General features: G+C 73.6%; 2 protein-coding genes. Both read left to right on the top strand.

The annotated features are described in order from the left end of the window. A partial coding sequence (locus ABZ885_RS41945) for a hypothetical protein (protein WP_360200570.1) occupies positions 1-598 on the top strand: 598 nt, incomplete at its 5' end. A gap of 13 nt (positions 599-611) precedes the next feature. After that, positions 612-998, top strand: a complete 387-nt coding sequence (locus tag ABZ885_RS41940; protein ID WP_360200568.1) for a helix-turn-helix transcriptional regulator — start codon at positions 612-614, stop codon at positions 996-998. The last annotated feature ends 59 nt before the right edge of the window (positions 999-1,057 follow it).

The following is a 1,057-nucleotide window of genomic DNA, read 5'->3' as shown; positions in this document are numbered from 1 at the left end:
CGACTTGGGCACCGCGCTGCTCGCCGGGCTGCGCGGAGAGCGCTTGGTGGAGCCGCCGAAGGCCTCCGACTTCGACGCCCTGGTCGACCTGGTCGCCCGTACCAGCCGGCTCATCCAGCACCTGGCGGTGTTCCGGGAGGTGGCGATGTCCCGCGCGGACGCGGTCGGCGCCTACTCGAACCGGAGCGCGCTGGCCATGGCGGCCGCGATGTCCGCTTCCCAGCTCGGCCGGGTCCTCGAGGGTCACGGGCTGCCGAGGGATCGCCGCAGTGGCGGGGTGAACCTCGTGTCCGCGTTCCGCACCGTCGACGACGGCGTCCTGCACCTGGCCGCTGAGCCGGACGTCGCCGACCTGCCGTCGTTCACTCTGCCGTTCATCCCGGCGGATCGGGCGACCGAGCCCACGGAGTTCGCCGGCCGGGAGCTGACCTTCTACTACCGCCCCCAGGTCCCGATTGCGGTGGCCGACCTCGGGCGCAGTGCCGGCTACACCCTGCGCCACGCCGAGCGGGGCCTGATCGCCTGCGTCACCGAGCCGGTCTTCGACGCCCTGTTCGGCGACCCGCGGATCGACCCGACCCGACCCAACGGACGCTGAGGAGCAACGCCCGATGTCCGACGAGCTCTTCGACTCCGTTGATGCGCTGCTCGCCGCCGTGAGCACCGGCCTGCCGGCCCCGGCGGAGCGCAAGCGGCTGCGCCTGGCGGCCGGGCTGACGCCCGCGCAGATCGCAGCGGCCCTGCGGGTCAACTCGACGCTGGTGGTCGCCTGGGAGGACGGCAGCGCCGTCCCGGGCCCGGACATCGCCCCGGCCTACACGCGCCTCCTGGAAGGCCTGGCAGCGCGTTTCCCGGCGCCCGAGCAGCCCGCGGCGACGCCGATCCCGGCCACGCCGCAGGCGCCTGTCCAGGCCCCGGAGCAGCCGGCCGCCCCGGCACCGCAGCCGGTGATGCTCGACCATGCCCTCACCGGTGTCATCAAGGTGGCGATCTCATGAGTTTTCCCGGATCCGGCCTCGCCAAGGGGCTGGCCGTGACGCTGCGGACGATGACGAAG

Origin of the sequence: Kitasatospora sp. NPDC047058 (assembly GCF_040643935.1) — a bacterium.
Taxonomy (GTDB): Bacteria; Actinomycetota; Actinomycetes; order Streptomycetales; family Streptomycetaceae; genus Kitasatospora.
Note: the sequence above shows the minus strand (reverse complement) of the source record. Positions and strands in the feature narration are given on the sequence as shown.